Source organism: Microbacterium sp. SYP-A9085 (assembly GCF_009649635.1).
In the GTDB taxonomy this organism is placed as follows: domain Bacteria; phylum Actinomycetota; class Actinomycetes; order Actinomycetales; family Microbacteriaceae; genus Microbacterium.
Window position 1 is genome coordinate 662,240 of sequence record NZ_WJII01000001.1, and the last position, 22,447, is coordinate 684,686.

At 69.6% G+C, this 22,447-nt stretch carries 21 protein-coding genes and 1 tRNA gene; 14 read left to right on the forward strand and 8 right to left on the reverse strand.

Annotated features, from left to right (window positions below; translation table 11 throughout):
* The first annotated feature begins 46 nt into the window (after positions 1-46).
* The gene (locus GH740_RS03140) at positions 47-289 is read left to right on the forward strand and encodes a DUF2795 domain-containing protein (RefSeq protein ID WP_172978265.1); all 243 of its coding nucleotides are present in this window, start codon (positions 47-49) and stop codon (positions 287-289) included.
* A 36-nt stretch (positions 290-325) separates the two neighbouring features.
* Here the strand turns inward: GH740_RS03140 and GH740_RS03145 are convergent, their stop codons facing one another.
* A complete protein-coding gene (locus GH740_RS03145; protein ID WP_153744590.1) occupies positions 326-3,664 on the reverse strand; it encodes a fibronectin type III domain-containing protein in 3,339 nt (1,112 codons plus the stop codon).
* 279 nt (positions 3,665-3,943) lie between these two features.
* Here GH740_RS03145 and GH740_RS03150 point away from each other — a divergent pair, with 279 nt between their 5' ends.
* Positions 3,944-6,466 carry a LuxR C-terminal-related transcriptional regulator gene (locus GH740_RS03150; protein ID WP_172978266.1) on the forward strand — a complete coding sequence of 841 codons (2,523 nt, stop codon included), beginning with the start codon at positions 3,944-3,946 and terminating at the stop codon, positions 6,464-6,466.
* 721 nt (positions 6,467-7,187) lie between these two features.
* Here the strand turns inward: GH740_RS03150 and GH740_RS03155 are convergent.
* Positions 7,188-7,271 (reverse strand) — tRNA-Leu (locus tag GH740_RS03155).
* 272 nt (positions 7,272-7,543) lie between these two features.
* On the opposite strand from GH740_RS03155, the gene GH740_RS03160 reads away from it, so the two are divergent.
* From GH740_RS03160 to pknB, 7 genes are read left to right on the forward strand one after another with little or no spacing between them, the layout of a single operon-like run.
* Entirely contained in the window at positions 7,544-8,281 is a 738-nt protein-coding gene (locus GH740_RS03160; protein WP_367640471.1) for an FhaA domain-containing protein, read from the forward strand.
* Positions 8,278-8,796 (forward strand): FHA domain-containing protein, encoded by a 519-nt coding sequence (locus tag GH740_RS03165; RefSeq protein WP_367640473.1) that lies wholly within the window; start codon positions 8,278-8,280, stop codon positions 8,794-8,796. Before GH740_RS03160 ends, GH740_RS03165 begins: the two co-directional genes overlap by 4 nt.
* A 12-nt stretch (positions 8,797-8,808) precedes the next feature.
* A complete protein-coding gene (locus tag GH740_RS03170) occupies positions 8,809-10,047 on the forward strand; it encodes a PP2C family serine/threonine-protein phosphatase (RefSeq protein ID WP_153744593.1) in 1,239 nt (412 codons plus the stop codon).
* Entirely contained in the window at positions 10,047-11,468 is a 1,422-nt protein-coding gene (locus GH740_RS03175) for an FtsW/RodA/SpoVE family cell cycle protein (RefSeq protein WP_153744594.1), read from the forward strand. Before GH740_RS03170 ends, GH740_RS03175 begins: the two co-directional genes overlap by 1 nt.
* A 46-nt stretch (positions 11,469-11,514) precedes the next feature.
* Positions 11,515-12,972, forward strand: a complete 1,458-nt coding sequence (locus GH740_RS03180; protein WP_153744595.1) for a penicillin-binding protein 2 — start codon at positions 11,515-11,517, stop codon at positions 12,970-12,972.
* Positions 12,969-14,756, forward strand: a complete 1,788-nt coding sequence (locus GH740_RS03185) for a serine/threonine-protein kinase (protein ID WP_153744596.1) — start codon at positions 12,969-12,971, stop codon at positions 14,754-14,756. The genes GH740_RS03180 and GH740_RS03185 overlap by 4 nt, the downstream gene beginning before the upstream one ends.
* Before the next feature lie 58 nt (positions 14,757-14,814).
* A complete protein-coding gene (pknB, locus tag GH740_RS03190; RefSeq protein WP_367640477.1) occupies positions 14,815-16,536 on the forward strand; it encodes a Stk1 family PASTA domain-containing Ser/Thr kinase in 1,722 nt (573 codons plus the stop codon).
* Positions 16,537-16,539: 3 nt separating this feature from the next.
* On the opposite strand, the gene GH740_RS03195 is transcribed toward pknB, so the two are convergent.
* From GH740_RS03195 to GH740_RS03200, 3 genes are read right to left on the reverse strand one after another with little or no spacing between them, the layout of a single operon-like run.
* Positions 16,540-17,163: an aminodeoxychorismate/anthranilate synthase component II gene (locus GH740_RS03195; protein ID WP_153744597.1), complete on the reverse strand. Its 624-nt coding sequence runs from the start codon at positions 17,161-17,163 to the stop codon at positions 16,540-16,542.
* Positions 17,160-17,315 carry a hypothetical protein gene (locus GH740_RS13850; protein ID WP_172978267.1) on the reverse strand — a complete coding sequence of 52 codons (156 nt, stop codon included), beginning with the start codon at positions 17,313-17,315 and terminating at the stop codon, positions 17,160-17,162. The genes GH740_RS03195 and GH740_RS13850 overlap by 4 nt, the downstream gene beginning before the upstream one ends.
* Positions 17,315-18,112 (reverse strand): class E sortase, encoded by a 798-nt coding sequence (locus GH740_RS03200; RefSeq protein ID WP_367640480.1) that lies wholly within the window; start codon positions 18,110-18,112, stop codon positions 17,315-17,317. Before GH740_RS03200 ends, GH740_RS13850 begins: the two co-directional genes overlap by 1 nt.
* 77 nt (positions 18,113-18,189) lie before the next feature.
* On the opposite strand from GH740_RS03200, the gene GH740_RS03205 reads away from it, so the two are divergent.
* A complete protein-coding gene (locus tag GH740_RS03205) occupies positions 18,190-18,429 on the forward strand; it encodes a cell division protein CrgA (RefSeq protein ID WP_153744598.1) in 240 nt (79 codons plus the stop codon).
* A 69-nt stretch (positions 18,430-18,498) separates the two neighbouring features.
* Here the strand turns inward: GH740_RS03205 and GH740_RS03210 are convergent, their stop codons facing one another.
* Together GH740_RS03210 and GH740_RS03215 are read right to left on the reverse strand one after the other, a co-directional pair.
* Entirely contained in the window at positions 18,499-19,398 is a 900-nt protein-coding gene (locus tag GH740_RS03210) for a rhomboid family intramembrane serine protease (protein WP_153744599.1), read from the reverse strand.
* A gap of 20 nt (positions 19,399-19,418) precedes the next feature.
* On the reverse strand, positions 19,419-19,976 hold the full coding sequence (locus GH740_RS03215; RefSeq protein ID WP_153744600.1) for a peptidylprolyl isomerase: 558 nt from the start codon (positions 19,974-19,976) through the stop codon (positions 19,419-19,421).
* Between the two features lie 109 nt (positions 19,977-20,085).
* Between GH740_RS03215 and GH740_RS03220 the strand changes: the two genes are divergently transcribed.
* Positions 20,086-20,604, forward strand: a complete 519-nt coding sequence (locus GH740_RS03220) for a DNA helicase (protein ID WP_367640483.1) — start codon at positions 20,086-20,088, stop codon at positions 20,602-20,604.
* Positions 20,601-21,080: an aminoacyl-tRNA deacylase gene (locus GH740_RS03225; protein ID WP_367640485.1), complete on the forward strand. Its 480-nt coding sequence runs from the start codon at positions 20,601-20,603 to the stop codon at positions 21,078-21,080. Before GH740_RS03220 ends, GH740_RS03225 begins: the two co-directional genes overlap by 4 nt.
* 9 nt (positions 21,081-21,089) lie before the next feature.
* On the opposite strand, the gene GH740_RS03230 is transcribed toward GH740_RS03225, so the two are convergent.
* Positions 21,090-21,515: an NUDIX hydrolase gene (locus GH740_RS03230; protein ID WP_153744601.1), complete on the reverse strand. Its 426-nt coding sequence runs from the start codon at positions 21,513-21,515 to the stop codon at positions 21,090-21,092.
* Positions 21,516-21,596: 81 nt separating this feature from the next.
* Between GH740_RS03230 and GH740_RS03235 the strand changes: the two genes are divergently transcribed.
* Positions 21,597-22,223, forward strand: coding sequence for a hypothetical protein (locus GH740_RS03235; protein ID WP_153744602.1), 627 nt, complete (start codon positions 21,597-21,599; stop codon positions 22,221-22,223).
* A complete protein-coding gene (locus tag GH740_RS03240; RefSeq protein ID WP_153744603.1) occupies positions 22,220-22,420 on the forward strand; it encodes a DUF6186 family protein in 201 nt (66 codons plus the stop codon). The genes GH740_RS03235 and GH740_RS03240 overlap by 4 nt, the downstream gene beginning before the upstream one ends.
* The last annotated feature ends 27 nt before the right edge of the window (positions 22,421-22,447 follow it).

The following is a 22,447-nucleotide window of genomic DNA, read 5'->3' on the forward strand; positions in this document are numbered from 1 at the left end:
ACGGCGGCCGGCCGCCCGCACCGTCCCCCTCGTCGGAAGGATGACCATGCACGCCACTGCCACCTTGACCCGTTTCCTCGCCGAGATGGAGTATCCGGCGACGAAGGACGACCTGCTCCGCGAGGGCATCCGTGCCGATCTGCCGTGGCACGACCTCCATCGCCTGGAGAGGCTTCCCGACGGTGGCTACCCCAGCGCGTGGCTCGTGCGACACGAGCTCTCGACGACGTCCGGTGTGCGGCATCCCGGCGGCATGCTCGCCGGAACCCACCCCGAGCCGGCTGCCTGATCGCGTGCACCCTGCTCGCGGTGCGCCCTTCGGCGATCAGTCGCCCGACGAGAGGACTCGCGTGCGCCGGCGCGAGACGGCGAGCACCCATGCTCCGGCGGTCAGCAGCAGGAGCGCCGCGAGGGACCCGGCGCCGGCCGCGACCAGCGTTCCGCCCGACTCGGCCAGGCCTGACGCAGGGCCGACCGCCGCTGTCACCGTGATTCCGGCGACTGTGCTGCGCACGTGCCCGTCGGGGTCGAGGCCGTTCACCTGCACGCTGTCGACTCCGAGCGGGATGCCGTCGGGCAGCGTGAGCGTCAGTTCGAACGTCCCATCCGCCGATGCCGTCGTCTGTCCGAGCAGGACGCCCGGGCCCAACAGCCACAGATCGAGTGCGCTGTGGGGCGCGTACCCACTGCCCTGGATGCGCAGCGACCCACCCACCGGGGCGACGAGCGCTCCGTTCGACAGCGCCAGCGTCGTGCCGTTCGCGTCGCGACTCTGGAACCGCAATGTGAAGCCGCCACCGCTGACGATCCAGTCGCCCCGGAGCGTGGACGTCGTCGTCACCGGTTCGGAGAAGCCGCTCAGCGTCGACGCCGAGCGACCGGGCGACACGCTCGGTCGGTCCCCTTCGGGGCCGGTGACCGGAGCCAGCACCGGCGTGGCACGGGAGGTGCTGCTGGGCTCCCCCGGGCCGGCGTCGGTGACGGCACGCAACTGGAGCCGGTACGGCGTGCCGTTCACGAGGCCCTCAATCACGAGCGGACTCGTGGTCGTCTTCGTGTCGATCCAGGTCGCTCCTTCGTCGAGCGAATACTGATAGCCGCTGATCGGCGAACCGCCGTCGTCCGCCGGTGCACCGAACTCGGCCACCAGCGTACGGTTCGCGACCTTCACGCTCGTGACGGTGACGGCGGTGGCGGGGCCGCGCGGTGTGGCGGTGGCGGCGGCCGCAGCGCTCACGCCGGCGGCGTTGAGCGCACCGACGCGGAACGTCACAGGCGTGCCGTTGACGAGTCCTGTCGCGACATGTCGGGTGTCGGTCGACCCGGTGTCAGCGACGACGGTCGACCAGGACATTCCACCGTCAGTCGAGATCTCGATTCGGTAGCCGGTCACGGGCGCACCGCCGTCATCGGCGGGCGTCGGCCAGTTCAGTTCCACCCTGCCGTCACCCGGGGTCACCGTCAGCGGCGCGGGGGCATCCGCAACCGTGCGCGGTGTGATCGTCTGCGGCGTGGCAGCGGGACCCGTGCCCGCCGCGTTACGGGCGGAGACCCGGAAGTGCACGGTTGCGCCGTTGGTCAGACCGGTGGCGACGTAGTCCGTATGGGTGGGGTCGACGTCCGCCGTTGCTGTCCAGGTCTTCCCGCCGTCCCCCGACTGCTCGAGGACGTAACCGGTCAGCGGCGAGCCACCATCCGAGGCCGGTGCCGACCACGTCAGCGTTGCTCGGCGGTCACCGGCCGCGACCGCCACCGTGGCAGGGGCAGCCGGCACGGTGTACGGCGTCACCGGCGTGGTGGCAGCGCTCCACGCGCCTTGACCGTTCCCCGTGATGGCAGCGACACGAAAGATCACGGCGTCGCCGGCGTCGAGCCCGGCGATCGCGCGGGTGGTGTCGGCGGTTCCAGTGTCAGCGGTGACAGCCGTCCAGCTCACGCCGTTGTCCGTCGACCTCTCGATCGCATAGCCGGTGATCGCCGCGCCCGCCGTCCAGGACGGCGCGGTCCACGACAGTTCGGCGCTGAGCGTTCCCGCCTGTGCGACGGCGTTCGCGGTCTGCCCGGGTACCGTCGCAGGCACCTCGAGCGTCACCGTCAGCGTCCGGCGCGCCGTCTTCGCAGGGCCGTCCGCGGGTGAGAGATCGGGTGCAGAGACCTCGAACTCGAACGTCTCGTGATCGGCGGTTTGCCGTGCATCGACCGCATCGTCCTTCGGCACGAACGCGTAACGCCCGGTCACCGTGTCGAGATACAGGGTGCCGTACGTACCCCTCTTTTCCCGGGTGTATGTGATCCCGCCGATCGTGGTCGTCGCCGCAGTGCCTCCGACGATGCTGGTGGTGATCGGGCTGTCGGGGTCGCTCGCATCGAGCGTGCCGGTCGTCGTGACGTACGTCTGTGCACCCTCGGTGTTCGTGAGGGTGATCGGGGCGACGGACGCGAGGACGGGGGCGTCGTCAACCGGCGTGATCGAGACGGGGATGCTGCTGGCCGCAGACACCGCGCCGTCGGAGTCCGCCACGGTCACCGTGATGGTGCGGGACGTGGCCGGGTCATCCGACGCATTCGCGTACTGCAGCTTGCCCGCGATGTGCGCGACGACAGCATCGTTCACCTTCGTGCCGTAGACCCTCACGTTATCGATGAGCAGCGTGGCTCCGGCCTTCTTGCCACAGGTGAAGTCCTGTGTGCCGCCCACGAACACGAAGCGATATGACCCGTTCGCAGGGATCGTCGTCTCCTTTGTTACGAAGGCGTTGACCTCGTTGCCGCCGGTGGCGTCCAGCACCGGCGTCTGCGTACCGGTGGCGGTGTTCAGGATGTACCCGTAGACATGGAAGTTGTCGCCGGACTGGAACGCCCGCCAATCGAAGTAGATCTTGTCGTTGTGCGAGGCGTCGAACGGATCGCTGTACACGGCGGGCCCGTGCACGACATCACAACCCTCGGCCGTGGTCATCGCCGAGGTCAGCTCGAGGCTCGCAGCGCCGTCGCTCGCGGTCGTCTTGTTCAGCTTGATCGTGTACGTGGCGCCGCTCTGCGGTGGTGTGTCGTCGTCCGCCGGTGCCGCGTACTGCCCGTTTCCGGCGAGGCCGGCGTACGTGCTCTGGTCCTGGGCGATGTATCCGGCGATATTGGTGACGCCGAGGTCGATCCGGCCCTGAAGCATCGTCCAACCCGTGATCGTCGCTCCTTCTTCGAAGCTGGGGTTCGTGAACGGGCTGACGAAGTTGATCCGCAGGGCACCATTGCCCCCTGAGCGCGTGCTGTCGACACTGCCGATGATGTCGGCGGCCGACCCGTCGCCGAGATAGACGGTGTCACCCACGATCGTCACCGCGCCAGCCTCCGTATCAGGCTCCGTCGCAGTGACCAGCGAGAGGGTCTCGTGGGCGGTGCCGCCGGCGACGCCGAAATCAATGTATCCGCCGCCGTACTGGGTACCGCCGGTGAACGTCACGTGCTCGCCGACCCGAACCGGAGCCGCCTGCTCCACATACGCGACCGGAGCGTCCGGAGTGGAGACGGTCGGCGGCGCGGCGAACGCGGCGATCGGCTGAGCGGCGAGGACGACAGCGCACACCGCGCCGCCCGACGCGAGCTGCGCAAGACGACGACGTCGCGTGCCGGACGATGTGTGCGTGGCGGTGAAAGGCAATGCCATGGTGGGCGACACTCTCTCGGGTAGGGAGCGGAACGAGCCAGGTTGTGGGGCACCTTGACCGCCCAGGATGCGGGTCCTCTGGGCGCGCCCACCCTACCTATTCGAGCCGGCTTCTGAGACATTCCTCATCGACACGTCACCCCGCGCCTCACCCGTTCGAGTGGCGAGACCCGCCGCCAGTGGAGGGTCCCGCGCGCGCGCGATGGTGCATGGTACGTTCCCGAGAAGGTGCCTGATGCGGGGATGGGCGCCGGGATGGGTTTGGGGAGTTCATCGTTCATGGGGATCGAGCCGGCTGACATGTCGCTGCCGCGGGTGCCCGCCGGGGTCATTTCACGTCGCCGGGTGCTCGCGCTGCTCGACGAGCGCGTGCCGCTCACGGTCGTGCGGGCAGCGTGCGGAATGGGAAAGACGGTCGTCCTCCGCGAGTGGGCGCTGCACACGGACGATCGGGTCGTCTGGATCACCGCGGACCCGAACCGCTCCGATAGTCGCGCACTGGCGGGAGCGATCCTCAACCACTGCCGCCGGGATCACGACGGCAACGGTGTGGAACCCGCGAGCTGGTCCGAGGTGAGTGCCTGCCTCGCGGATTCGAGCAGGCCTACAACGGTCGTCGTCGATGATGCCGCCGTGCTGAAGCCAGGGGCGCTCCTCGACCTCTGCGCGGTCGTCGCGACCGAACCCACATTGCATGTCATCGTCGCGACGAATCAGCGGACGGTCCTCGACGGCGACGGAGTCGCCCTTCTGCTGGACCGCAAGATCATCGGTCCCACGCAGCTGTTGTTCGATCGGGCCGAGGTCCGCCGCCTCCTGCGCACCAATCCACGCACCGCGCAGGAGGTCCTCGCAGCGACGAACGGGTTTCCCGCGGCGATCCATGCGCTTGCCAAGCGTGGGCTGCCCCAGGACGAAGAGTCCATCGCGGCCGTGGCGGCCGCGGCCGTCGAAGACTACGTGCGGTTCCGCCTTGTCCGCTTCGGCCATGACAGAGGCGTCTTGAATACCCTCGTCAAGATCAGCTTCATGAGTGCCGTCGATGCTGAACTCGCGTGCGAACTCAGCGGGGATCCGCACGCGGCCGATGCGCTCAAGGGTGCCGAAATCTACGGGTTCGGGTCGTGGACGGAGGATCCGCACGGGCCGCGTTTCCGATTCACACCTTTCGCGCTCGTGCTTCTGCGTCGCGAACTCATGAACCGGTATCCGCAGGATGTGCACCGCATGCGCAAGGCAGGGTCCGCCTGGCTGCTTCGCAACGGCGATCCCGTCGAGGCACTGCGCCTGGCCGTCGATGGCGACGACCTGGGCCTAGCCCGAGAAGTGGTCACGTCGTCATGGCACAGACTCCTCGATCATGCGCCGACAGTACGAAAGATCCTCGACCCGGTTCCCCTGTCACGGTTGCGCGACGAACCTCTCGTCATGATCCTTCTCGGCATGTCGTACACCGCTTCCCAGACGCGTCGGGCGCACGGACTCCAGACCCTGCGCGTCGCGCTGATGGCTGCCAAGTCGCAGTCGGCAGCGTCGACCGGGTTCGAGCGGCTCATCCGCCTCGTCTTCGAGAGCAGTGCGCTGCGCGTCCTGCAGGTGCACGACCGCGCGGCCGCCCTCGCCGAACAGGCGCTCCAGTTGCTGCTGCGATCGTTTGACATCGAGAAGGAGTCCAACGCCGCTCAGGTGCCGCTCATATCCGCGCAACTCGGCACGTCGCTGTACTACGGCGGGAAGCCGCGTCGCGCCATTGACTGCTTGACCTACGGCACCGCGATTCTCGGCGTCCGACATGAGAACGCCATCGACAACCTCTCCATGCTCAGTGGGATACACGCCCTCAATGGTGACCTCCCCGAAGCGCGCCACTGCGTGGACCTGATCCGCTCCGGACGCTGGGACCGCACCCGCCTGAACGGCACCCACGGGATGTTCTACCGGTTAGCGGAGTCCCTGCTCGCCCTCGAAGAGTCCGATACCGCCGGTGCCGTCCACCACATTGCCGCGTTCGAGCAACAACGTGCGACCAGCGAGCATTGGCCGGCAATGGCTGCGGTCGAGGCCCTGGTGTCTTTGTGCCAGGGGCAAGCGGCCATGGGGGAGTCGAGGCTGGAATCGCTCGTGCAACTGCACGGCGGCGAGGGAGTCCGCGACGATGCGATCCGGCCGCTGCGTCGCGTACGGTCTCTGCTGGCTCTCGCCCAGGGTCGCATGGAAGCCTCGAAGTCGTTTCTCGATGGGCACACGCCCGAAGACCGCCATGCCACCCGCGTCGACCGCGCACGTGTCGCCCTGGCCGAAAACCGTCCACGGGACGCGCTGCAGATTCTCGGCCGGGGCGACGGCTCCACCGCAACGTCGCGAGTGAAGGCCGAGGCCACGGCGATCCGGACGGCTGCCATGCTGCGCATCGGAAGCATCCGTGCCGCGCGTCACGAGGCTCAGAATCTCGGTGCCCTTCTCCACGATCGCGGGCTTCGGATGCCCCTCGCGCTCCTCCCGCCGGCGGATGTGCACCCCGTACACGACATCCTCCGCAGCGAAACGCCCTACGAGATCGATGCAGTCGAATCGGTGCTGCACGAGTCATTGGCCAGCGCACCACTGACCGACCGCGAACGCGTGGTGCTGAAGGAGCTCGCGTCCGACAAGTCTCTGACGATGGTTGCGGGCGGACTCGGGGTGTCGCATAACACGGTGAAGACACACGTCAAGAGCATCTATCGAAAGCTTGAGGTCTCCACGCGCGAAGAGGCCGTCGCGGTCGCGGTCGCCCGCCTCCTGATGTCGGACAAGTACTGACCCGCATCGGACTCCGGCCCAGCGAACGCTCCGTCGGTGCAGGCGTCGGCGATGTCCTCGGCGAGACCCGGGCCGATGAATCGTACCTGGCGGCGGACGGATGTCGGGGGCCACTCTTTCCGCGTGGTCGACGAGCCGTGGCCCGGCGGAACCCGGCCTCCGGTCGTGCTCGTGCACAGGATCGGGCGTCGCACCGATACCTGTCCCGGCTGCACCACGCCCTGGAACGGCGGGACCCCGCGTGGTTGATCGATGTTCCGGGCCACGGTGGGGTTCCCGCGCCGCCGCACGACGTCGACGTCGCAGAACCCGGTGACGGATGCCGCGCACCGCACGCTTCCCGCCCAGTTCCGCGCACTCGCGGTGGAGACCCTGCTCGAGTCCTGGACGGCCAACGGCCTCGTCTTCGCCGACTACGTCCGGTGCGGACCGTCGTGGTATCTCACCCAGGCGCGCCATATGGTGTCGTACCGACTGGAGGAGCGCGTGCCGCTGCTCGTGATGCCGCTGCTCGTGATCCGCGGCTCGCACGACCCGATCGCGGGGCGGCCCTGGTGTCGCCTGCTCCGCAACAGCGCACGCCAGGGAGCACTCGTGGAGATCCCGCGCCGCCACCACGTCGTCCAGCAGACCGCCCCGCGCGCGGTGTGCGCCGCCATCCAGGCGCTGGCGGTGCCCGAAGAAAATGAAAAGGGCCCCGTCGGGACCCATTTTCACATCGTGCGCGAGGGGGGAGTTGAACCCCCACGCCCTTTCGGGCACTGGCACCTGAAGCCAGCGCGTCTGCCTATTCCGCCACTCGCGCGAGACGGGTCGCCCCGAACTCAACTTGTCGAGGATAGCACGGTTCGCACCGCACTCCGGGTCCTGTCCCACATGATGCGGGGTCGCCGGAACGCATCCCGCACGGTGTGAGACTCGCCCCCCACCGTGTCCGGAAGGTGTGACATCCGCCGCCCGGATGCCGCCGTTTCTGCGACCACCGGCCCGAGACCCAGGGCCGCGGACGCCGAATCCACCGCGTCCTCAGCCGGGGCAACTAGCATGTAGCCACAATCAGCCTGCCTGAGGAGTTGTGTGGGACTACTTGACAGCTTCGAGAAGGGGCTCGAACGCGCCGTGAACGGCGCCTTCGCGCGCACCTTCCGCAGCGGCATCCAGCCCGTCGAGATCGCCGCCGCCCTGCGCAGCGAACTCGATAAGAAGGCTGCGGTGGTCTCCCGGGACCGCATCCTGGTGCCGAACACCCTCACGGTGCACCTCGCACCCGCCGACGACGAGAAGATGGCGGCGATCGGGCCGGCGCTGGTGGGCGAGCTCACCGAGATTGTGCGCACGCACGCGGCATCCCAGCACTACTCCTTCGCCGGCCCCGTCGCCGTCACGCTGCGACGCGACGACGGCCTGTCCACCGGCACTCTGCGCGTGGACTCGACCACCGCGGAGGGCACGGTATCGTGGCGCGGCGTCGTCGACATCGCCGGCACCCGGCATCCACTGGCAAAGGGCCGCACCGTCATCGGCCGCGGCGGCGACGCCGACATCACGGTCGCCGACTCCGGCACGAGTCGCAAGCACGTCGAGATCCTCTGGGACGGCGAGCGCGCGATGGTGCGCGACCTCGGCTCCACGAACGGCACGAAGCTGGACGGCCAGCGCATCGACCAGGCCCCGCTCCCGCCGGACTCGACGGTCTCCATCGGACGCACCGAGATCGTCTTCCGAGTGGTGCCGCAGGCGGCGCCCCCCGCCCCGAAGACGTCGGCCGCGGATGCCGCGACCCGGCTGTTCGACCGGGGAGGCGGATCGCTGTGAGCGAGCTCACGCTCCTGCTCCTGCGCATCGGGTTCCTGGTCCTGATGTGGTTCTTCGTGTTCGCCGTCGTCTACTCGCTGCGCGCCGACCTGTTCGGGGTGAAGGTGCGCCGGATGCCCGAGCCCGCCCCGGCCGCGGCATCCCCCGCCCCGGTCGCCGGCCCCTCCGACGCGACCATGCCGGTGCATTCGGTCAAGGCCCCCGCCGGCGCCGCCACCACGCAGACGGTCTCGCGGATAGTGATCACCACCGGGCCGAAGGCAGGACTCGAGCTGCCCTTGGGCACCGAGCCGCTGACGATCGGCCGGTCCAGCGAATCCGGGCTCGTCATCCGCGACGACTACACCTCCAGCCACCACGCCCGCCTGGTCTTGTGGGGCGACACGTGGATGATCCAGGACCTCGACTCGACGAACGGCACCTGGCACGACGACCAGCGCGTCAGCGCTCCCGTGCCGGTGACCGTCGGCGCACCCATCCGCGTGGGCGCGACGACGTTCGAGTTGAGGAAGTAGGCGTCCGCCGCGATGGTCTTCCAGGGCTCGAGTGCCGCGCTGTCACACACCGGCAAGGTGCGGTCGAACAACCAGGACTCCGGTTACTCGGGCTCGAACCTCTTCATCGTCGCCGACGGGATGGGCGGGCACGCCGGCGGGGATGTCGCATCCAGCATCGCCATAGCGCGCCTGGAAGGGCTCGACCACGCCTACGAGACGCCGGCGGATGCCGAGCGCACACTGCAGCGGGCGATCACCGCCGCGGCCGGCGACCTCATCGACACCGTGAAGCTCCAGCCGGAGCTGGCCGGCATGGGCACCACCGTGTGCGCGATCATCATGGTCGACGAATACGCAGTCATCGCGCACATCGGCGACTCGCGCATCTACCTGTACCGCGACGACGCTTTCACCCAGATCACGACCGACCACACGTTCGTGCAGCGCCTCGTGGACTCCGGCCGCATCACGCCGGAGGAGGCGCGCTTCCACCCGCGCCGGTCCGTGCTGATGCGGGTGCTCGGCGACATGGACGCCGACCCCGAGGTCGATACGTTCATCATGCCGACCCAGCCCGGCGACCGGTGGCTGCTGTGCTCGGACGGCTTGTCCGGCGTCGTGGACGACGCGCACACGGCGAAGCTGCTCGCGCTGGGCCTGGCGCCGGGCCGCACCGCCGACATGCTGCTCAAGCAGGCGCTGGACGGGGGCGCCCCCGACAACGTGACGATAGTGATTGTGGATGTCGGCGGGCAGCATCCCGTCGTCTCCGGCACCCCCACGATCGTCGGCGCCGCCGCGACGCCGAAGGGGATCGAGGTGCCCGCCGCCCGCCCTGGCCGCGTGTCGTGGCTGCATCTGAGCCGGCAGGCGGCCAACGAGCCCACCCACTTCGAACCCGCCGCCGAGGAGTTCCTCGAAGAGCTGATCGAGGAGGACCGCCGACGCGCCCGGCGCCGGCGCCTGGGGTGGATCGCCGGCCTGATCCTCGTGCTCGCGCTGATCGCGGCCGCCCTGTTCGGCGCCTACCAGTGGACGCAGACGCGCTTCTTCGTCGGCGCAGACGAGGACAGCGTCGTGATCTTCCGCGGCGTCCAGCAGAACATCGGCCCGATCTCGCTGTCCACCCCGTACGAGGACACCGGTCTGCCGCTCGGCGTGCTGCCCGAGTTCGAACGCCAGGTCGTGCGCGGCACCATCTCTGCGGACTCGCTCGCCGACGCCGAGCACATCGTCGACCAGCTGCGTCAGAACGTGGGAGGTGGATGATGCGCACACCCCCCGGCGGCACCGCCGCCGTCCGCCCGGGGCCCCCCGCCCCGCCGCCCGGCGACGCCGACACCGCCGTGCTGCGGGCGCTGCGCAAGATCCGCGTGCCGCAGACACAGCGCAACCGGGAGCTGGCCCTCCTCATCTTCGCGTTCGCCATCAACGGCGCCGCCGTGATGCTCGTGCAGCTGGGGGCGGCGGGCGAGATCGACCCGAAGTTCCTCTACTACCTCGGCGTGCTCACGGCGCTCGCGCTCGCGCTGCACATCACACTGCGGATCGTGGCCCGAGACGCCGACCCGTTCGTGGTCCCGATCGGGACGGTGCTGACCGGCCTCGGCCTGGCCGAGATCTACCGCATCGACGTGGCCAAGCACCTGCACGGCTGGGCGGCGTTCTCCATCCGGCAGCTGGCGTGGGCCGGTATTGCGCTCGTGGGCGCGATGCTGCTGGTGGTCCTGCTGCGCAACTACCGGGTGCTCTTCCGCTACACGTACATCTTCGGGTTCGTCGGCATCCTCCTGCTGCTCCTGCCGATTGTGCCGGGACTGGGCACGGACGCGAACGCCGACGTGTGGGTCTCGCTGGGCTTCTTCTCGTTCCAGCCCGGCGAGCTCGCCAAGATCTGCCTGGCCATCTTCTTCGCCGGCTACCTCGTGCGCACGCGCGACGCGCTGACCTCGGTCGGCACCCGGTTCCTCGGGTTCACGTGGCCGCGCGCCCGCGAGCTCGGCCCGCTGCTGGTGGTCTGGCTGGTCTCGCTCGGCATCATCGTGATGCAGCGCGACCTTGGCACCGGCCTTCTCATCTTCGGCATGTTCGTGGCGATGCTGTACATCGCCACCGGCAAGACGAGCTGGGTGCTGATGGGTGTCGTGCTCGCCGTGGGCGGCGCGTTCCTGGCATCCCGGGTCTTGCCGTATGTCCAGGGCCGCTTCACGAACTGGCTCGATGCGTTCAACCCGGCCCTGATGGACGGCAGCAGCTTCCAGCTGGTCAACGGCATCTTCGGGATGGCGCAGGGCGGCCTGATCGGCACCGGCCTCGGCCAGGGTCGCCCGTACCTGACGCCGCTGTCGCAGAGCGACTACATCTTCCCGAGCCTGGGGGAGGAGATCGGCCTGATCGGCCTTTTCGCGATCCTCGTCCTGTACATGGTGTTCACCAGCCGCGGTCTGCGCGTGGGCCTGAACGGACAGGATGACTTCGGCAAGCTCCTGGCCGTCGGCGTCTCCTTCACCATCGCGCTGCAGGTGTTCATCATGGTCGGCGGCGTCACTCGGCTCATCCCCCTGACCGGCCTGACCACCCCGTTCCTGGCGGCCGGCGGATCCTCGCTCGTGGCGAACTGGCTGATCGTGGCGATCCTGCTGCGGATCTCGGACGCCGTGCGCTCCCGTCCTCGGGTGGTGATCGGCTGATGGCGACACCACCGACCATGCCCGCGAAGACGAGAGGGGCGACGCGATGACGAAGGAATTGCGGCGCCTGTCGCTCATCCTGCTGGCGATGTTCCTGGCACTGTTCTGCTCGACCAGCGTCATCCAGGTTGTGCAGGCCGACACCCTGGCCCAGAACCCCGCGAACAAGCGCGCCCTGTACGACTCGTTCGACGTGCAGCGCGGGTCGATCATCGCGAGCGGGTCGGCGATAGCCAGCTCGGTGCCGTCGAAAGACCTGTACAGCTGGCAGCGCCAGTACGTCGACCCGCAGATGTGGGCGCCGGTGACCGGGTACATCAACCCGGTGCTGCAATCCTCGACCGGCATCGAGCAGGCGCTCAACCAGCAGCTGTCCGGCACCGGCAGCTCGCAGTTCCTGTCCCGTATCGAGCGGCTCGTCACCGGCCAGCCCGCGCGCGGCTCGAACGTCGTGCTGTCGCTGGACGCGAAGGTGCAGAAGGCCGCGTACGACGCCCTGGGCAAGCTCCAGGGCGCCGTCATCGCGATCGAGCCGAAGACCGGCCGGATCCTGGCGATGGTGACGACCCCCAGCTTCGACACGAACAAGCTCGCCTCCCACGACCCGAACGCCGTCAACGCCGACTATGACAAGCTGCTGAACACCCCCACCAACCCGCTGTACAACCGCGCCATCGCCGGGAATCTCAACCCTCCGGGATCCACGTTCAAGCTCGTGGTGGTCTCGGCGGCACTGGCGTCGGGCCGCTTCACCCCCGCCTCCACTCTGCCCAACCCCGCCCGGTACACGCTCCCCGGCACGTCCACGCCGATCAGCAACGACACCGGCGGCACATGCGGTCCCGGCAAGGAGGTGTCGATCGCCGACGCGCTGCGGCTCAGCTGCAACATCCCGATGGCGCAGCTGGCGGTCAAGGTCGGCGCACAGGCGATCCGGGAAGAGGCCGAGAAGTACGGGTTCAACTCCACGTTCGAGCTGCCCCTGGCATCCACCCCCTCGTCCTACCCGCGGGTGCTGGATGACGCGCAGACGGCCTTGACCGGGTTCGGCCAGGGCAAGGTCACTGCGACGCCGCTGCAGATGGCGATGGTCTCGGCGGGGATAGCGAACGGCGGCGTCCTGATGAAGCCCCGCATGGTCGACCAGGTCGTGGCACCCGATCTGTCGGTGCAGCAGCGGTTCGACAGCGAGGAGTACGGCCGCGTGCTCGATGAAGATCTGAACCGGGAGCTCATCCAGATGATGGTCGCCAATGTCAGCAGGGGCGTCGCGACGAATGCAAGAATTGACGGGGTCGACGTGGGCGGCAAGACCGGAACAGCGCAGAACGGCGACCACGCCCCGTTCTCACTGTGGTTCACCGGGTTCGCGCCCGCAGAAGACCCCCAGGTAGCAGTGGCGGTCGTCATAGAGAATGGCGGGGGCGTCGGACAGTCCGGCAGCGGCAACACAATAGCGGCGCCCATCGCGAGGAAGGTCATGGAGGCGGTGTTGGGTAAATGAGACCGACGCAGGGCGTGACCTTCGGCGGCCGCTACGAGCTCGACTCGCGGATCGCGATCGGCGGGATGGGCGAGGTCTGGGAGGCCACCGACCACGTCATCGGCCGCACCGTCGCGATCAAGATCCTCAAAGACGAATACATGGGCGACCCGGGCTTCCTCGAGCGCTTCCGCGCCGAGGCGCGGCACGCGGCCCTGGTCAACCACGAGGGCATCGCGAGCGTCTTCGACTACGGCGAGGAGAACGGCTCCGCGTTCCTGGTGATGGAGCTCGTGCCCGGCGAGGCGCTGTCCACGATCCTCGAGCGCGACACCACGCTGTCGACCGACAAGACGCTCGACATCGTCGCGCAGACGGCCGCCGCGCTGCAGGCCGCGCACGCGGCCGGCCTCGTGCACCGCGACATCAAGCCCGGCAACCTCCTGATCACGCCGGACGGCCGCGTCAAGATCACCGACTTCGGGATCGCCCGGATCGCGGACCAGGTGCCGCTGACGGCGACGGGGCAGGTGATGGGCACGGTGCAGTACCTGTCGCCCGAGCAGGCGTCCGGGCACCCGGCGTCCCCCGCCACCGACATCTACTCGCTCGGCATCGTCGCGTACGAGTGCCTGGCAGGGAAGCGCCCGTTCACGGGCGAGTCGCAGGTGGCGATAGCGATGGCGCAGATCAACGAGCAGCCGCCGCCGCTGCCGGGCACCATCGGCCAGCCGGTGCAGAACCTCGTGATGTCGATGATCGCGAAGAAGCCCGAGGACCGGCCCGCCTCCACCGCCATCGTCGCGCGCGCCGCGACGGCGCTGCGCCGCGGCGACATGGCGGCCGCGATAGCGGCGGTCCCCGCGATCGCCCCCGGGGTGGATGCCACGACCCGCCTGCTCACCGCCGCCGACGACACCAAGGCGGCCACGATGCTGATGCCGTCGGCCGCGGTCGCCGGCGGCGCCGGGGCCATGGCCGCCGTCGAACACGGCGAGTCGGGCAAGCGCAAGCGCAGCCCGTGGACGTGGCCGCTGATCGCGCTGATAGTGCTGCTGCTGATAGTGCTCGGCGGCACGCTGTGGGCCATCTTCGGCAATACCACGCCGGACGCGTCCCGGTCGTCGACTCCGCCGTCGACCCCGCCGTCCACGGCCGCCACGCCGACGGACGCGCCCGTGAACGTGGGCGCCCTGGGCCTGGTCGGGATGCCGTGCGCGGACGCGCAGGACGTGCTGACGCAGAACCGGCTCGAGTCGAAGACGAAGCCCGGGTCGCCCGCCGCGTCGAAGGACGAGGCGAACCAGGTGCAGGCGGTGTCCAACGACGGCAACGCGACGCCGGGCGACACGATCACGCTCACCTGCTCGACGGAGCCCACCGAGCTCACGAAGCAGCCCGGGCCCGCGTCGGTGACCGGCACCGGTGACGGCGGCGCCCCCGTGGCCGGCGGACCCGTGCGCGTGCAGCTGCCTGCGTACACGTGCCCGAGCGGTACCGGAAACCTGGATTCGTACACGGTGACGGCCACGAAGGGACGGTTCATCAACGGCAGCGACTCCGGCAACAGCTCGACGATCACGACCGGACCGAACCCCGGCGATCTGCAGCTGACGGTGACCGGCTCGGAGGGCGACCAGCTCCAGATCGGCTACACCGCGACCTGTCGCAGCAACACGGGTACTCGCACATCGCCGCCGTCGACGACGCAGTCCTTCGACATCGCGGCCGCGCCGGAGCAGCAGCCGTCCACCCCGCCCAGCGACGGCGGCGGGCCGGAGCCGACCGCCACCACCCAGCCCTGACCCAGGCCGGCCGGCGCCGGTCGGTTAGGCTGTCAGCTGGTCCATCGCAGGGAGAGAAGTGTCACCCGAGCCGCGCGTGCTGTCCGGACGCTACCGCGTCGACGAGCCCATCGGGCACGGCGGAATGGCGGCCGTGTTCCGCGGTTACGACCTCACCCTGGGCCGCCCCGTAGCCATCAAGATCCTCAACAGCGAGCTCGCGGCCGACAGCACTTTCCGCACCCGGTTCCGCCTGGAGGCGCAGGCGGCGTCGCGGATGTCGAGCACCGCCATCGTGCGCGTCTACGACGCCGGCGAGGACACCGAGACCGACGAGACCGGCCGTGCCCGGCACGTGCCGTTCATCGTGATGGAGCTGGTCCGCGGACGGCTGCTGAAGGACATCATCGCCGCCGGCCCCGTGCCGCTGGATGACACGGTCCGCTACGTCGACGGCATCCTCGAGGCACTCGAGTACTCGCACCGCGCCGGCGTCGTGCACCGCGACATCAAGCCCGGCAACGTCATGATCACCCCGTCCGGCCAGGTCAAGGTGATGGACTTCGGCATCGCGCGGGCGGTCTCCGACTCCTCGTCGACAGTGGCCGAGACCACGACGATCCTCGGTACCGCCGCGTACTTCTCCCCGGAGCAGGCCAAGGGCGACGTCGTCGACGCGCGCACCGACCTGTACTCCACGGGCGTGGTCCTGTACGAACTGCTCACCGGGCGCCAGCCGTTCCGCGGCGACACCCCGGTGGCCGTCGCGTACCAGCATGTGAGCGAGGCGCCGACCCCGCCGTCCGAGCTGGCCGAGACGGTGCCGCGGGCGATGGATGCCGTCGTCCTGCGCGCTCTCGCGAAGGACCCCTTCCAGCGGTACCCGGATGCCGGGGCCTTCCGGGAGTCGCTGGATGCTGCCGTCACCGGCGCGGCGCCGTCGCAGCGCGAGGTCGACACGCTCGCCCATGCACTGTACGGGCCGGATCCGCGGCAGGCGGCCCAGACCGCCCGGTCACTGCGCCAGCTGAGCACCGATACCACGATGAAGCGGACGCAGGCGGGGCCGCCCGCCGCGTGGATCTGGGCGGGCGTCGCCGTGCTCGCGGTGCTCCTGATCTCCGTGCTGATCTGGGTGCTGACGATGCGGCCGGGCAGTGTCGTCCCCACGGGGTCGCGGATAGTGCCGGATGTCGTCGGGCTGACATGGGAGGCCGCGAACGGCAAGCTCGCGGCGGAGGACCTGAACTCGCATCGCGTCGACGAAGCCAGCGACACGGTGCCCGAGGGCCACGTCGTGCGGACCGACCCGGCATCGGGCGTCTCGGTCGCGCGGGAATCCGAGGTCACGGTGCACGTGTCGAAGGGTCCCGAGGCCACGGCCGTGCCGACGCTCGTCGGCCTCTCCCGCGCGCAGGCCGAGAAGGCCATCGAGGACGCGGGGCTGACCCTCGGACAGGTGCGCCCCCAAGAAGATCCGGATGCCGCCGCCGACACGGTGCTCGAGTCCAGTCCGAAGGAGGGGGACTCCGTGCCGCGCGCGTCGGTGGTCGACCTCGTGGTGGCCACCGGCACGGTGACCGTCATCGACCTGACCCGGAACTATGCGCTGGACCAGGCGCAGGCGGCGCTGAAGGCGCTCAAGCTGCAGGTGACGGTGCAGGACAACGGCCCGTGCGGGGAGGGCGAGCACCCGAACACGGTGCTGTCGCAATCCGCCGGTCCCGGCGAGGTGCCGATCCACTCCGCCGTGACGCTCGTGTCGTGCTCGGCGGCACCCAGTCCCAGCCCGGAAGGCTGACGGTTAGCGCCGGACCGACATCCCGATCGCCCGCGCCGGCGCGTCCGGCATCCCGGTGCGGGCCAGCCACGCGGCAAGCATGCGGTGCCCGCCCTCGGTGAGCACGCTCTCCGGGTGGAACTGCACGCCCCAGATCGGCGCGGAGCGATGGGCGAGGCCCATCACCACCCCCGAGGGCGTCTGCGCCGTGGTGACGAGCTCGGCGGGCATCCGGGTCACGGCCAGCGAGTGGTAGCGGCCGGCGGCGAACGGCGTGGGGAGGCCGGCGAACAGCAGCGATCCGTCGTGCTCGACCGGCGAGACCATGCCGTGCATGAGCTCGGGGGCTTCGCCGACCGCGCCCCCGAACGCGACGGCGATGGCCTGGTGCCCCAGGCACACACCGAGCAGCGGCATCCCGGACTCGTGCGCGGCGCGCACCACGGGGATGGACGCCCCCGCCTGCTCCGGGGTTCCCGGTCCCGGGGAGATCAGGACGCCGTGGTAGCCGGCGATGGCGTCGGCCGCGGCGCCGCGGTCGATCTCGTCCGCCTCCACGAGGTGCACGTGCGCCCCGAGCTCGACGAGATAGTCGACGAGGATGTGCACGAAGCTGTCGTGGTTGTCGATCACCAGGATCTCGGTCATCGCACCGTGACATCCTGCGGATCGATCAGGAGGCTCACCCACGGGAAGACGTAGAAGAACAGCGCGTACAGCACGACGGCCGCGGCAGCGAGCAGGATCAGTACGCGCACCCACCAGGGTCCGGGAAGGATGCGCCAGAGGGCCGCGTACATCAGCTCACCTCCGCGAGCGACGCCGGCGCTCCGTCGGCCCGCGGCGTGAAGGACTCGAACACGCTGTAGGCGACGATGCGCTCGCTCTTGAAGTACATCGGGCTGCAGCTGGTCATCGTGAGGTACTTCCCGTTCGCCCGGATGCTGGTCTGCGGCACCGGCTGCAGCACGTCGACGGCGTGCGGCGTGACGTACTCGAGGTTGCGGAACCGGTACGTGTACCAGCCCGCCTTCGTCTCGATGACGATGGCGTCGCCCGCCTGCAGGTCGGCGATCCGGTGGAACGGCTTGCCGAACGTCGTGCGGTGGGCGGCCACGGCGACATTGCCGACGGCACCGGGCATGGGCGTGCCGGGGTAGTGGCCGATGCCGATCGGATCCAGCGTCCGTGCGCGCGAGACGCCGCCCGCCATCGGCACCTGGTAGTCCGCGCCGAAGCGCGGGATGCGCATGACCCCGAACACCTGGGCATCCTTCGGCTGCGGCGCTATCACCGGTTTCGCGGCTGCCGCGGGCGCGGGCTCGTCGGTGGGGGCGGGCGCGGGGGACGCCGTGCGGGACTGCACGAAGTCGTCCTCCCACTGCGCGGTGATGCTCTGCCCGGCGGCGTTCTTCTGGGCCGCGCCGATCCAGTCGCCGATCCACAGCTGCCACGCCACGAACAGCAGGGTGATCACGCCGGCTGTGATCAGCACCTCACCGAGCACTCCGAAAACGGAAGTCGTGCGGCGTCCCCGGGCGTGTGCGCCTTCGCGGCGCGACCTCCGCGTCGGCGCGCTTCCGGACAGATCGGCCACCGCTGAAGTCTATCGGGGCGACACGTGTCGCCCGCCGGGAGTTCGGTCTGCGCCACGGTGGCCGATAGACTGGAGGTATGGCACGATCTGGCAAGGATGAGGACGATCTCGTCGAGCGCACCGATCGCACGGCGGCGCCCAACCCCGTCTGGTTCAAGCCGATCATGGTCGGACTGATGATCGCCGGCCTCATCTGGGTGCTCGTGTTCTACCTGAGCGGTTCGCTGTTCCCGGTCCCCGGCATCGGTGCCTGGAACCTGGCCATCGGCTTCGGGATCGCGTTCGTCGGGTTCTTGATGACCACGCGCTGGCGCTGACGCGAATTACACCGGTGTGATTCATCCCCAGCTGGGGATGAACCTGTGGATAACTTTCGAGACGGCCGTTCAGACGTACAGCGTCGCGGGGATCGCCAGGAGCGCCAGCAGCAGTACGGTGAGGCCGATGAGCAGTCCGATCTGCCAGCCGCGCTGACGCACCGTCCGGGTGCGCGCATAGATGAACCCGACTGCGGCGCCGGCGATGAGCCCGCCCAGATGCGCCTGCCAGGAGATCTGCACGGCCGCAAGGGATCCGGACAGGATGCCGACGACGAACGGGAACGCGAAGTTTATGGCGATGATGATGGCGATGCTCGCCACATTCGCCCCGATGTGCCGGCCGATCACGAGCAGCGCGCCGAACAGGCCGAAGATGGCGCCGGAGGCCCCGACCACCCAGGTGAGCGGGGCGAGCAGGGCGACGGCGACCGAACCGGCGAGCCCGGAGATCAGATACATCACGAGGAACCGGACGCGGCCCACGAGCGGCTCCAGGATCCGGCCGATCATCCACAGCGCGAGCATGTTCAGGCCGATGTGCAGCCAGGAGGAGTGCACGAGCAGCACCGTGAGCAGCCGCCAGGGCTGGAAGCTGCCCAGCTGCGGGATGACGAATCCGCTGTTGTAGGCGAGCAGCTGCTGCACGGGGGAGCCCGGCACCAACTGCGCCAGATACACCAGCACCGTGACCGCGATGATCCCGTACGTGATGAGGGGACGCCGGTCCAGGGGAGCGGCGATCGTGGTGGTCCGGCGGCCCCAGCGCCGTTCGGCCTTGCGCTGCGCGGTCGACGCGCCCTTCTGCTGATCGCGCAGGCACTCGGGGCAGATCACACCGACGGGCGCCTGGATCTGGCACTCCGGGCAGATCGTGCGCAGGCACCGCTGGCACAGCACGAAGCTCTGCCGGTCGGGATGCCGGTAGCAGAAGTTGTCGCGATTGCGGGCGAAGTCGGCCGTGGTCATGCGATCAGCACGGCGGCCGCTCAGGCCGCGACGATGTCGATCGACGAGATGACGACGGGCTCGACCGGGCGGTCCTGCGCACCGGTGGGCACGGCGCTGATCGCGTCGACGACGGCGCGGGACGCGTCATCCGCCACCTCGCCGAAGATCGTGTGCTTGCCCTGCAGCCACGGCGTCGGGTCGGTCGTGATGAAGAACTGCGAGCCGTTCGTGCCTTCCGCGGCACCGGTGATGGCGTTGCGGCGCAGGCCGGCGTTGGCCATCGCGAGGATGTACGGCGAGCCGAACGTGAGCTCCGGGTGGATCTCGTCGTTGAACGTGTAGCCGGGGCCGCCGATGCCCTGGCCGAGCGGGTCGCCGCCCTGGATCATGAAGCCGGGGATGATGCGGTGGAAGACGACGTCCTTGTAGAGCGGACCGGATCCGGGCTGGCCGGTCTTCGGGTCGGTCCACTCGCCGCTGCCGTCGGCGAGGCCGGTGAAGTTCGCGACGGTGCGCGGCGCGTGGTCGCCGAACAGGTTGACGACGATGTCGCCGTGGTTGGTGTGCAGCGTGGCGACAGCGGTGGCATGGGGCATGCGCCCATTCTTTCAGAGGAATCTCCCGATGTTCTGTACATCCCTTCCGTCTCGGAACGCGTCTGGCAAGATGAAGAGGCACACGACCCATCGATAGGGAGGGCATCCCGTGAGCCTCAGCCGAAAGCGCAAGAAGGAACTCCGTAAGCTCCAGGAGCAGGCGAACCGGCTGTGGTCGTCGCAGCAGGTGCTCGTGGGTGAGGCCGCCACGGTCGCCCGCGAGGCCGGTCGGCAGCTGGGCAACTACAACCGCGAGCACATAGCCCCGACGGTGCAGGCCGGGTACGAGAAGTATGCCGCCCCGTACGTCGCGAAGGGCATGAAGACCGCGCAGCACGTCCTCAGCGAACGGGTCGTGCCCGCGGCGGGTGCCGTGGTCGGCTCCGCGATGTCGGTGTGGGATGCCGCGAACGACACGCGCTCGAAGATCGCGACCGGACGGGGACTGTCGGATGTTCAGGTCCTCAGCCGGGGCCGGGCGAAGAAGGGGATGGGCGCCGGCGGCGTGATAGCGATCCTCTTCGGCGTCGCCGCGGCCGCCGGTGTGCTCTACGCGGCGTGGCAGACGCTGCGCGCGGACGACGAACTGTGGGTCGCGGACGACCCGATGCGCACGCCCGAGGCGTGAACGCGCCCGAGACGGCCCGCGTGCGGGCCGCGGCATCGGCGCGCGGTCTGAAGATCGAACTGCGCGAGCGCCCGGCCGCCCGGAGCCTGCCCGAAGCGGCGGCGCTGCTGGGGCTCACTCCGCCCGACATCCTGAAGTCGCTGGTCGTCAAGCGCAGCGATGATACGTTCCTGTTCGCGCTGATCCCGGGGGATCGCGCCATCTCGTGGCCGAAGCTCCGTGCCGTCGTCGGCGTGAACCGGCTCCGACTGCCCGACCCGGCGGTGGCGTTCGAGGCGACCGGCTATGAGCGCGGCACCATAGTGCCCATCGGCAGTTCCCACGCCTGGCCGGTGTATGCCGATGGGAGGATCGCAGGTCGTCGCGTCGCGATGGGGGCGGGAGCGCACGGCTACAGCCTCTTCGTGGACGCGGATGACCTGATCGCCGCGTACGACGCGACGGTGGCGGACATCTCCCAGCCCCTGCCGGAGTGACGCGCGGGGTCAGTATGAAGCGCCCGCCATCCGCAGGGCGATGTCGACGAGCCTGACCCGCTGCAGCCGGCGCACACTGCTCAGGCCGAACCACTCGGCCCGGTCGGTCGAGCCGTCGACCTCGTTGCGGAGCCGGCCGCCGATGATGCGTGCACGGTAGACGATCCGCAGGGTGTGCAGCGGGACGGCGGCGCCGGTGACCCGACGGCCGGGCGGGATGACGCGTGAGTGGATGCCGAGAAGGTCGCCGATCTCGACCCGATACCCGGTCTCTTCGCGCACCTCGCGCCGCGCAGCATCCACCGGGTCCTCGCCGTCCTCGAGTCCGCCGCCGGGCATCGTCCAGGCGGGGCGACGTCCTTCGACCCAGTGGGACAGCAGGAGGCGGTCATCACCGTCGATGATGACCGCGTACGCCGCGACACGCAGGTCCATGCCCCCACCCTAGGACGGTGTGCGGACAGCCCCTGTCCGCGTGTCGACGGGCGTGACTAGAGTGCAGGGCAGGGGGTCGTCATGGATCGCCGCGAGGATCGTCGTCGCACGGGCGAGCGTGCGCGCGACGCGGCGGCACCGGTGCGACGCCTGTCCGCGCCGGTCGTGTGCTGGATCTTCGTGCTCGTGGCGATCGGCGTCGTGCAGGTCGTCCGGATGCAGTGGTTCGACGCGGGCGCGTTCGTCGTCGCGGCTGCGGGCGCCGTCCTCGTCGCGATCGGCCTGCTGCGTCGCCCCGTCGTCCGGCACATCGCACTGCCGTGGCTGGCGGGTGCGGCCGGGGTGGGGGCCGCGGGGCTGTGCTTCCTGCCGCGTCACGGCCTCGCTATGCAGGTGGCCGTCGCCGCGCTGGGCGTGCTGGGGGTCGTGCTCGCGTGGTCGACGGCGACGATCGCGCGGCCCGATGCTCCGACGGCGCTGAGCCGCGGCATCCTGCGTCTGGCTCTGACGTGGGCGGTGATCGTGGTCGCCGGATGCGTGTGGGAGCTGATCCAGTTCATCCTGGGGCTGGTCGAACCCGACGCGGCGTGGTTTTCGCTGAGCGACCTGCTCAACCCGGTCGTGGACGGTGTCCCCGGGCGGGTCGTGTTCATCGCACTGTGGGTCACCGGTGGCGTGTGGCTGCTGCGCAGAGGGGGGAAGCGATGATCGTCATCAGCGCCGGGGCGTTCCTCACCTGCGCCGCCGCCCTCGCCGTCGCCGGCTGGGTCATCGGCCGGCGGCACGCCGAGGCGTCTGTCACCGCGATGTTCGACCGGCTGATGTCCGAGGACGCCACCCGGATCGCGGTGATCGTCGTCTGGTGGTGGCTGGGCTGGCACTTCCTGGCCGGCCAGACGCTGTGAGCGCGGCGCTGCAGCAGTGCAAGGGGG

Coding starts and splice junctions, on each gene's coding strand:
- GH740_RS03230 (WP_153744601.1), bottom strand. CDS start 21,515: ATGGACCTGCGTGTCGCGGCGTACGCGGTCATCATCGACGGTGATGAC.
- GH740_RS03145 (WP_153744590.1), bottom strand. CDS start 3,664: ATGGCATTGCCTTTCACCGCCACGCACACATCGTCCGGCACGCGACGT.
- GH740_RS03140 (WP_172978265.1), top strand. CDS start 47: ATGCACGCCACTGCCACCTTGACCCGTTTCCTCGCCGAGATGGAGTAT.
- GH740_RS03205 (WP_153744598.1), top strand. CDS start 18,190: ATGGCACGATCTGGCAAGGATGAGGACGATCTCGTCGAGCGCACCGAT.
- GH740_RS03175 (WP_153744594.1), top strand. CDS start 10,047: ATGCGCACACCCCCCGGCGGCACCGCCGCCGTCCGCCCGGGGCCCCCC.
- GH740_RS03180 (WP_153744595.1), top strand. CDS start 11,515: ATGACGAAGGAATTGCGGCGCCTGTCGCTCATCCTGCTGGCGATGTTC.
- GH740_RS03235 (WP_153744602.1), top strand. CDS start 21,597: ATGGATCGCCGCGAGGATCGTCGTCGCACGGGCGAGCGTGCGCGCGAC.
- GH740_RS03150 (WP_172978266.1), top strand. CDS start 3,944: ATGGGGATCGAGCCGGCTGACATGTCGCTGCCGCGGGTGCCCGCCGGG.
- GH740_RS03210 (WP_153744599.1), bottom strand. CDS start 19,398: ATGACCACGGCCGACTTCGCCCGCAATCGCGACAACTTCTGCTACCGG.
- GH740_RS03195 (WP_153744597.1), bottom strand. CDS start 17,163: ATGACCGAGATCCTGGTGATCGACAACCACGACAGCTTCGTGCACATC.
- GH740_RS13850 (WP_172978267.1), bottom strand. CDS start 17,315: ATGTACGCGGCCCTCTGGCGCATCCTTCCCGGACCCTGGTGGGTGCGC.
- GH740_RS03240 (WP_153744603.1), top strand. CDS start 22,220: ATGATCGTCATCAGCGCCGGGGCGTTCCTCACCTGCGCCGCCGCCCTC.
- GH740_RS03185 (WP_153744596.1), top strand. CDS start 12,969: ATGAGACCGACGCAGGGCGTGACCTTCGGCGGCCGCTACGAGCTCGAC.
- GH740_RS03170 (WP_153744593.1), top strand. CDS start 8,809: ATGGTCTTCCAGGGCTCGAGTGCCGCGCTGTCACACACCGGCAAGGTG.
- GH740_RS03215 (WP_153744600.1), bottom strand. CDS start 19,976: ATGCCCCATGCCACCGCTGTCGCCACGCTGCACACCAACCACGGCGAC.